The organism is Saccharopolyspora oryzae (genome assembly GCF_027853915.1).
In the GTDB taxonomy this organism is placed as follows: Bacteria; Actinomycetota; Actinomycetes; order Mycobacteriales; family Pseudonocardiaceae; genus Saccharopolyspora; species Saccharopolyspora oryzae.
The window spans coordinates 50,577-57,670 of the sequence record NZ_JAQGLA010000042.1 but is presented as its reverse complement, the minus strand read 5'-3'; the positions used below and the strand labels follow the sequence as shown (position 1 = coordinate 57,670).

Annotated in this window: 5 protein-coding genes; 2 read left to right on the top strand and 3 right to left on the bottom strand. The window is 69.5% G+C overall.

What is annotated here, in order from left to right:
* Positions 1-216: 216 nt before the first annotated feature.
* The gene (locus OU415_RS23005) at positions 217-2,463 is read left to right on the top strand and encodes an RNA degradosome polyphosphate kinase (RefSeq protein ID WP_408641895.1); all 2,247 of its coding nucleotides are present in this window, start codon (positions 217-219) and stop codon (positions 2,461-2,463) included.
* A gap of 17 nt (positions 2,464-2,480) precedes the next feature.
* On the top strand, positions 2,481-3,485 hold the full coding sequence (locus tag OU415_RS23000) for an NUDIX hydrolase (protein ID WP_270951134.1): 1,005 nt from the start codon (positions 2,481-2,483) through the stop codon (positions 3,483-3,485).
* 563 nt (positions 3,486-4,048) lie between these two features.
* Here OU415_RS23000 and OU415_RS22995 read toward each other — a convergent pair.
* From OU415_RS22995 to leuC, 3 genes are all read right to left on the bottom strand, one after another.
* Complete coding sequence (locus OU415_RS22995; protein WP_270951132.1) at positions 4,049-4,786, bottom strand: HU family DNA-binding protein; 738 nt, start codon at positions 4,784-4,786, stop codon at positions 4,049-4,051.
* Positions 4,787-5,018: 232 nt separating this feature from the next.
* Entirely contained in the window at positions 5,019-5,621 is a 603-nt protein-coding gene (leuD, locus tag OU415_RS22990; RefSeq protein WP_270951131.1) for a 3-isopropylmalate dehydratase small subunit, read from the bottom strand.
* Between the two features lie 25 nt (positions 5,622-5,646).
* A complete protein-coding gene (gene leuC, locus OU415_RS22985) occupies positions 5,647-7,050 on the bottom strand; it encodes a 3-isopropylmalate dehydratase large subunit (protein WP_270951130.1) in 1,404 nt (467 codons plus the stop codon).
* Positions 7,051-7,094: the final 44 nt, after the last annotated feature.

The window sequence follows — 7,094 nt, the reverse complement described above, 5'->3', positions numbered from 1 at the left end:
GGGACTCGCTGCGCTGCGACGTGGACACCGAGGCCGATCTGCGCGCCGCCCGCGCCCTCGGACTCGGTCCGCGAACTGCTGCCGCCACCGCGTGAACCACCGATTCCGCGCGAATCCGGCAGCGGGTCCCCGTCGGGGCACAACAGCGACGCGAAACGCCCATGAACTCTTTTCACAGAAATCGGCTGAACCGGTTCGATGAGCGACAATGGACGGGTGAGCACCGACAGCACCGGCCGGGCCGAGCAGCCCGCCGCACGAAGCACCAGTGGCCGGTCCACTCACCGCGCATCGAGCCCGGCGCAAGGTGATCCGAGCCCGGCCTCCGAGGGCGCCCGCGTCCCGTCCGCGCCGCCCGCGGTGACGCGCGCGGCGGCGACCACGGACCTGCCCGAGGACCGCTACCTCAACCGCGAGCTGTCCTGGCTCGACTTCAACGCCCGGGTGCTGGCCATCGCCGAGGACAAGTCGCAGCCGGTGCTCGAGCGCGCCAAGTTCCTCGCGATCTTCGCGTCCAACCTGGACGAGTTCTACATGGTGCGCGTCGCCGGGCTGAAGCGGCGTGAGGAGACCGGGCTGGCGGTGCGCAGCGCCGACGGGCTCACCCCGCACGAGCAGCTGACCCGCATCGCGGCCCGCAACCAGGACCTGATGGAGAAGCTCAGCCGGGTCTTCCTCGACGAGCTGGTGCCCGAGCTGGAGGCGCACGGCGTCCGGATCCTGAACTGGTCGGAGCTGGAGACCGCCGACCAGGAGAAGCTGACCCGCTACTTCGAGGACCACATCTTCCCGGTGCTCACCCCGCTGGCGGTGGACCCGGCGCACCCGTTCCCCTACATCTCCGGGCTGTCGCTGAACCTCGCGGTCACCGTCGCCGACCCGGACGCCGGGTTGCGCCGCTTCGCCCGGGTGAAGGTGCCGGACAACGTGCCGCGGCTGATCCGCGTCGAATCCGACCGGGAGACCGAACGCGCCACGTTCCTGCCGCTGGAGGAGCTCATCGCCGCGCACCTGGGGAAGTTGTTCCCCGGCATGCGGGTCGCCGAGCACCACATCTTCCGGGTCACCCGCAACGCCGACCTGGAGGTCGAGGAGGACCGCGACGAGGACCTGCTGCAGGCCATGGAGCGGGAGCTCGCGCGGCGCCGCTTCGGGCCGCCGGTGCGGCTCGAGGTCACCGACACGATGAGCGAGAACATGCTCGAACTCCTGCTGCGCGAGCTGGAGGTCGACCAGCACGACGTGGTGGAGGTCAAGGGCCTGCTGGACCTGTCGTGCCTGTTCCAGCTGGAGCGGTTGCACCGCCCGGACCTCAAGGAGCAGCCGTTCGTTCCCGCGACGCACCCTGCGTTCGCCGAGGGCCAGACGCCCAAGAGCATCTTCTCCACGCTGCGCGAGGGCGACGTGCTGCTGCACCACCCCTACGACTCGTTCTCCACGTCGGTGCAGCGGTTCATCGAGCAGGCCGCGGCCGATCCGCACGTGCTGGCCATCAAGCAGACGCTGTACCGGACCTCCGGTGATTCGCCGATCGTCAACGCCCTCATCGACGCCGCAGAAGCCGGCAAGCAGGTGGTGGCGCTGGTGGAGCTCAAGGCCCGCTTCGACGAGCAGGCGAACATCCAGTGGGCGCGCACCCTGGAGCGCGCCGGGGTGCACGTGGTCTACGGCCTGGTCGGGTTGAAGACGCACTGCAAGACCGCGCTGGTGGTGCGCCAGGAGGGCTCGACGATCCGCCGCTACTGCCACCTCGGCACCGGCAACTACAACCCGAAGACCGCGCGCATCTACGAGGACCTGGGGCTGCTGACCGCTTCCCCGGAGATCGGCGCCGACCTCACCGACCTGTTCAACGTGCTCACCGGGTACGCCCGGCACGGCGAGTACCGCCGAATCCTGGTGTCCCCGCAGGGCATCCGCAACGGCATCGTGGAGCGCGTGGAGGCCGAGATCGAGCGGGCCAGGCAGGGCCTGTCGTGCGGCATCCGGATGAAGGTGAACTCGCTGGTCGACGAGCAGATCATCGATGCGCTGTACCGGGCTTCGCTGGCCGGGGTGCCGGTCAAGGTCGTGGTGCGCGGCATCTGCTCGCTCAAGGCGGGCGTCGAGGGCCTCAGCGAGAACGTCGAGGTGCGCTCGATCCTGGGCCGCTTCCTGGAGCACTCCCGCGTGTTCCACTTCGTCGGCATCGACGAGCGCTGGATCGGCAGCGCCGACATGATGCACCGGAACCTGGACCGCCGGATCGAAACCCAGGTGCGGGTCACCGATCCCAAGCTCACCGCCCAGCTGGACGCGCTGCTCGACTCGGCGATGCACCCGGCGACGCGCTGCTGGGTGCTCAACGCCAAGGGCGACTGGGAAGCGTCGCCGCGCAGCGGGGAGCAGGTCCGCGACCACCAGGTGGAGATGCTGCGCCAGCACGGGGCGCGCGAAGGCGCCGTGGGCCGGACCGACCGCTGAGACTGCTTTAGAGGACGATGAGCGTGACCGAGAACCAGCCGGGTACCGAGAAGATCGACGGCGAACCGACTGATGTCCCCGGCCGAACGGTGCGGGCCGCCGGAGCGGTGCTGTGGCGCGACGGCAGCGGCGGCCCGGAGGTCGCGGTGGTGCACCGCCCCCGCTACGACGACTGGTCGTTGCCGAAGGGCAAGCTCGACCCCGGCGAGCTGCCCGCGCACGCGGCGGTCCGCGAGGTCGCCGAGGAGACCGGGTTTTCCTGCGTGCTGTCCCGTTTCCTCACCCGGGTGAACTACGCGGTGCCCGCTGCGGGCGGAACCGCGGAGAAGGTCGTGGACTACTTCGCCGCCCGCGCCTGCGGCGGGTCTTTCGCGCCGAACAGCGAAGTCGACGATCTGCGCTGGCTCCCCGTCGCCCGGGCGCGGGAACTGGTCAGCTACCCGCACGACGGCCGCGTGCTCGACGTCTTCGAGCAGCTGCCGACCGAGCTGGCGACGGTTCTGCTGGTCCGCCACGCGAAAGCGGGCAAGCGCTCCGACTGGAACGGCGACGACGTCCTGCGCCCGCTCACCGAAGCGGGACGGCAGCAGCGGGACGCGCTGCACTCCCTGCTGCCGCTGTTCGGCCCGACGCGCGTCCACTCCGCGCCGCGGCTGCGCTGCGAGCAGACGGTGGCGCCGATCGCGGCGGACCTGGGCGTCGACATCGAGCCCGAACCGCTGTTCTCCGAGGAGGGATTCGTCTCCGACCCGGCCGCGGCGGTCGAGCGGATGGTGCGCGTGGCGGCCGGGAACGGGCCTGCGCTGGTGTGCAGCCAGGGCGGCGCGATCCCGGACCTCGTGGCGCGGCTGGCGGATTCCGGCGCGCTGGGCGACCGCCCCGGGCTGCGGCCCGGCGAGGTCGCCAGCCGCAAGGGCAGCGTGTGGATCCTCAGCTTCCGCCGGGACTCGGCGACCAGCAACGGCAACGGCCCTTCGCTGCACCTCGCCGCGGCCGACTACCTCGAAGACCCGATCCCCTGATCGGCCTTTAAAGACAATTCGACGGTGGGATTGTCAGCAATGCATGGTTCGTGAGCGCTTTGTGGCGTTATAACGCCATTAAGCGCTCACGAGCTTCTGCTGGGCGAAACGATGTCGGTACCGCGCATCGTCCGGCCGCGTTGACAGCGGCGGGATGCCGGTGCCCGGTGAAGGCTGATTCGCGAACTCCGCTCGCAAGCGATTCGCCTGATGTCCGGGTCGGATGCGCCGGCAGAGAAGTGCCGACGCCCCGGCTCCGGAATTCAGCGGTCTGGCACCGCTGTTGGGCGCTGATCGCGCCGTGGGGGCGTTGCGAACGCCCGGCCGGGCATCGGTCGCGGCCGACCGGTGTTCCGGCGGCTGCAGACCGCTCAGGCCCGTTCTCGCCGCGAGCGGACGTCCGTGCGCAGTGTCGCACCTGGACGCCGCTCCGCCGCTGGCCGGAGCCTCCCCTCCGAGCGGATCGGAGGCTTCCAGCCGAGAGCGGGCGGCACCTCATCCCGATGGCCGGGTTCAGGTGGCCGCCCGCTCGGTCCACTGTTGCTCGCTGCAGCGGCGAGCACTCACTTCTTGGTGGACTTGCGAGTCGTCGTCGCCTTCTTGGTCGCCGGACGGGTCGTCTTGGCAGCGGTGGCCTTGGTGGTGCTGGCCTTCGCAGTGCTGGCCCGCTTGGTGGTCGCCTTGGCGGTGCTGGCCTTGGCGGTGGTCGCCTTGGTCGTGCTCGCCTTAGTGGTGGCGGCCTTCGTGGTCCGCTTCGGCGCGGCCTTGGTGGCGGTCGCCTTGGTGGCAGCGGCCTTCGGCGCAGCCTTGGTGGCGGCGGCCTTCGGCGCGGCCTTGGTGGCGGTCGCCTTGGTGGCGGCGGCCTTGGTGGTCGCGCGACCGGTGGTCTTGGTCGCGGCGGCGCGGGTGGTGGTCGCCTTCGCCTTGGTGCCGGCCGGAGCCTTGGCGGTGGTCTTGGCGGCGGCGGTCCGGGTGGTGGCACCGCGGGTGGTGGCCGCCTTGACCGAGGACTGGCGCGGCAGTTTCCGCTGTCCGCCCACGACTTCCTTGAACTGGGTGCCGGCGCGGAAGGCGGGGACGTTGGTCTTCTTGACCTTCACGGACTCACCGGTGCGCGGGTTGCGGGCGGTACGCGCGGCACGGGCCCGCTTCTCGAAAACGCCGAAGCCGGTGATGTTGACCTTCTCGCCCTTGTTGACGTTGCGAACGATGATGTCCACGACGTTTTCCACAGCCTGGCTGGCGGTCTTCTTGTCTCCGAGGCGTTCTGCCAGAGCCTCGATGAGTTGGGCCTTGTTCACTTCAGTCCCTCCCAGGACACAACAACGGCCCCGTTGGGCCGACTCAATGTCAACGGTAAAGCCCCGGATAAACAAATGCCAATCGCCACGCCCCATTTTTTCGTTGGGGGCGCGGGCATTCGTCTCCGGGCAACGGGGCCGCAGTGCTCGTGGAGCAACTGTTCAGTTGTGCGCCGGGTGGCGGATTTTTCCTTGCACAGCAGAAAGAATCCGCCACCCGGTCAAGCCGCGATCACTCCGCGGGAGCGGGCAGCGTGGCCGGTTTGAAGCTCGGCCGCTGCTGCTCAAAAGTGTCGATCGTCTCGGCGTGCCGGAGCGTCAAACCGATGTCGTCGAGCCCTTCCAGCAACCGCCAGCGGGTGTAGTCGTCGATGCGGAACGACACGGTGAGATCCTTGGCGTGCACGGTCCGTTGCTCCAGATCCACCGTGACGGCGGTACCCGGCTCGTTCTCCAAGAGCTTCCACAGCAGTTCCACATCGGACTGCTCGCACTCGGCCGCCAGCAGGCCCTGCTTGCCCGAGTTGCCGCGGAAGATGTCGGCGAAGCGGCTGGAGATGACCACCCGGAAGCCGTAGTCCTTCAGCGCCCACACGGCGTGCTCGCGCGAAGATCCGGTGCCGAAGTCCGGTCCGGCGACCAGCACGCTGCCGGCGCGGAACGGCTCCTGGTTGAGGATGAAGTCCTCGTCGCCCCGCCAGGCGGCGAACAGCGCGTCCTCGAATCCGGTCCGGGAGACCCGCTTGAGGTAGACCGCCGGGATGATCTGGTCGGTGTCCACGTTGGACCGGCGCAGCGGGACGCCGACCCCGGTGTGCGTCTTGAACGGTTCCATCGTCACTGCTCCTGGTGGGTGGGTTTCAGTCGAGGTCTTCGGGCGAGGACAGGGTGCCGCGCACCGCCGTGGCGGCGGCCACGAGCGGCGAGACCAGGTGGGTGCGGCCGCCCTTGCCCTGCCTGCCCTCGAAGTTGCGGTTGGAGGTCGAGGCGCTGCGCTCGCCCGGGGTCAGCTGGTCCGGGTTCATGCCCAGGCACATCGAACAACCGGCCGAACGCCATTCCGCGCCGGCGGCGGTGAAAACCTCGTGCAGCCCTTCGGACTCCGCCTGCTTGCGGACCTTCATCGAGCCCGGCACGACCAGCATCCGCACGTCCTGCGCGACCTTGCGGCCCTTCAGGACCTCCGCTGCGGCGCGCAGGTCCTCGATGCGGCCGTTGGTGCAGGAGCCCAGGAACACCGTGTCGACCGACACCTCGCGCAGCGGCGTGCCCGCCGTCAAGCCCATGTAGGCCAACGCCTTCTCAGCGGCGAAGCGCTCGCCCTCGTCGGCGATCTGCGCCGGGTCCGGCACCCGCTCGCCCAGCGGCAGGCCCTGGCCCGGGTTGGTGCCCCAGGTGACGAAAGGCGTGAGCTCGTCGGCGTTCAGCGTGACTTCTGCGTCGAAAGTGGCGTCGTCATCGGTGCGCAGCGTCTTCCAGTACTCGACCGCGGCGTCCCACTCGGCGCCCTCGGGGGCGTGCGAACGTCCCTTCAGGTACTCGAAAGTCGTTTCGTCCGGCGCGATCATGCCCGCGCGGGCGCCCGCTTCGATCGACATGTTGCAGATCGTCATGCGGGCTTCCATGGACAGCTGGCGGATCGCCTCGCCGCGGTACTCGAGCACGTAGCCCTGCCCGCCGCCGGTGCCGATCTTGGCGATCACGGCCAGGATCACGTCCTTGCTGGTCACTCCTGGACGCAGGGTGCCCTCGACGTTGATGGCCATGGTCTTGAACGGCTTCAGCGGCAGCGTCTGGGTGGCCAGCACGTGCTCGACCTCGGAGGTGCCGATGCCGAAGGCCAGCGCGCCGAACGCGCCGTGCGTGGAGGTGTGGCTGTCGCCGCAGACCACGGTGGTGCCGGGCTGGGTCAGCCCGAGCTGCGGACCGACGACGTGCACGATGCCCTGCTCGGCATCGCCCATCGGGTGCAGCCGGACGCCGAATTCCGCGCAGTTCTTGCGCAAGGTCTCGACCTGGGTGCGCGAGACCGGGTCGGCGATCGGCAGGTCGATCCCGGTGGTGGGCACGTTGTGGTCTTCGGTGGCCAGCGTGAGGTCGGGGCGGCGCACCTTGCGGCCGGCCAGCCGGAGCCCTTCGAAGGCCTGCGGACTGGTCACCTCGTGCACCAGGTGGAGATCGATGTAGAGCAGGTCTGGCTCGTGGCCTTCACCGCGGCGCACGATGTGCGCTTCCCAAACCTTCTCCGCGAGCGTTTTTCCCATCGCTGCTCCCAGTCGAGCCTGCCGAGACCCCGGAACGGGTCTTC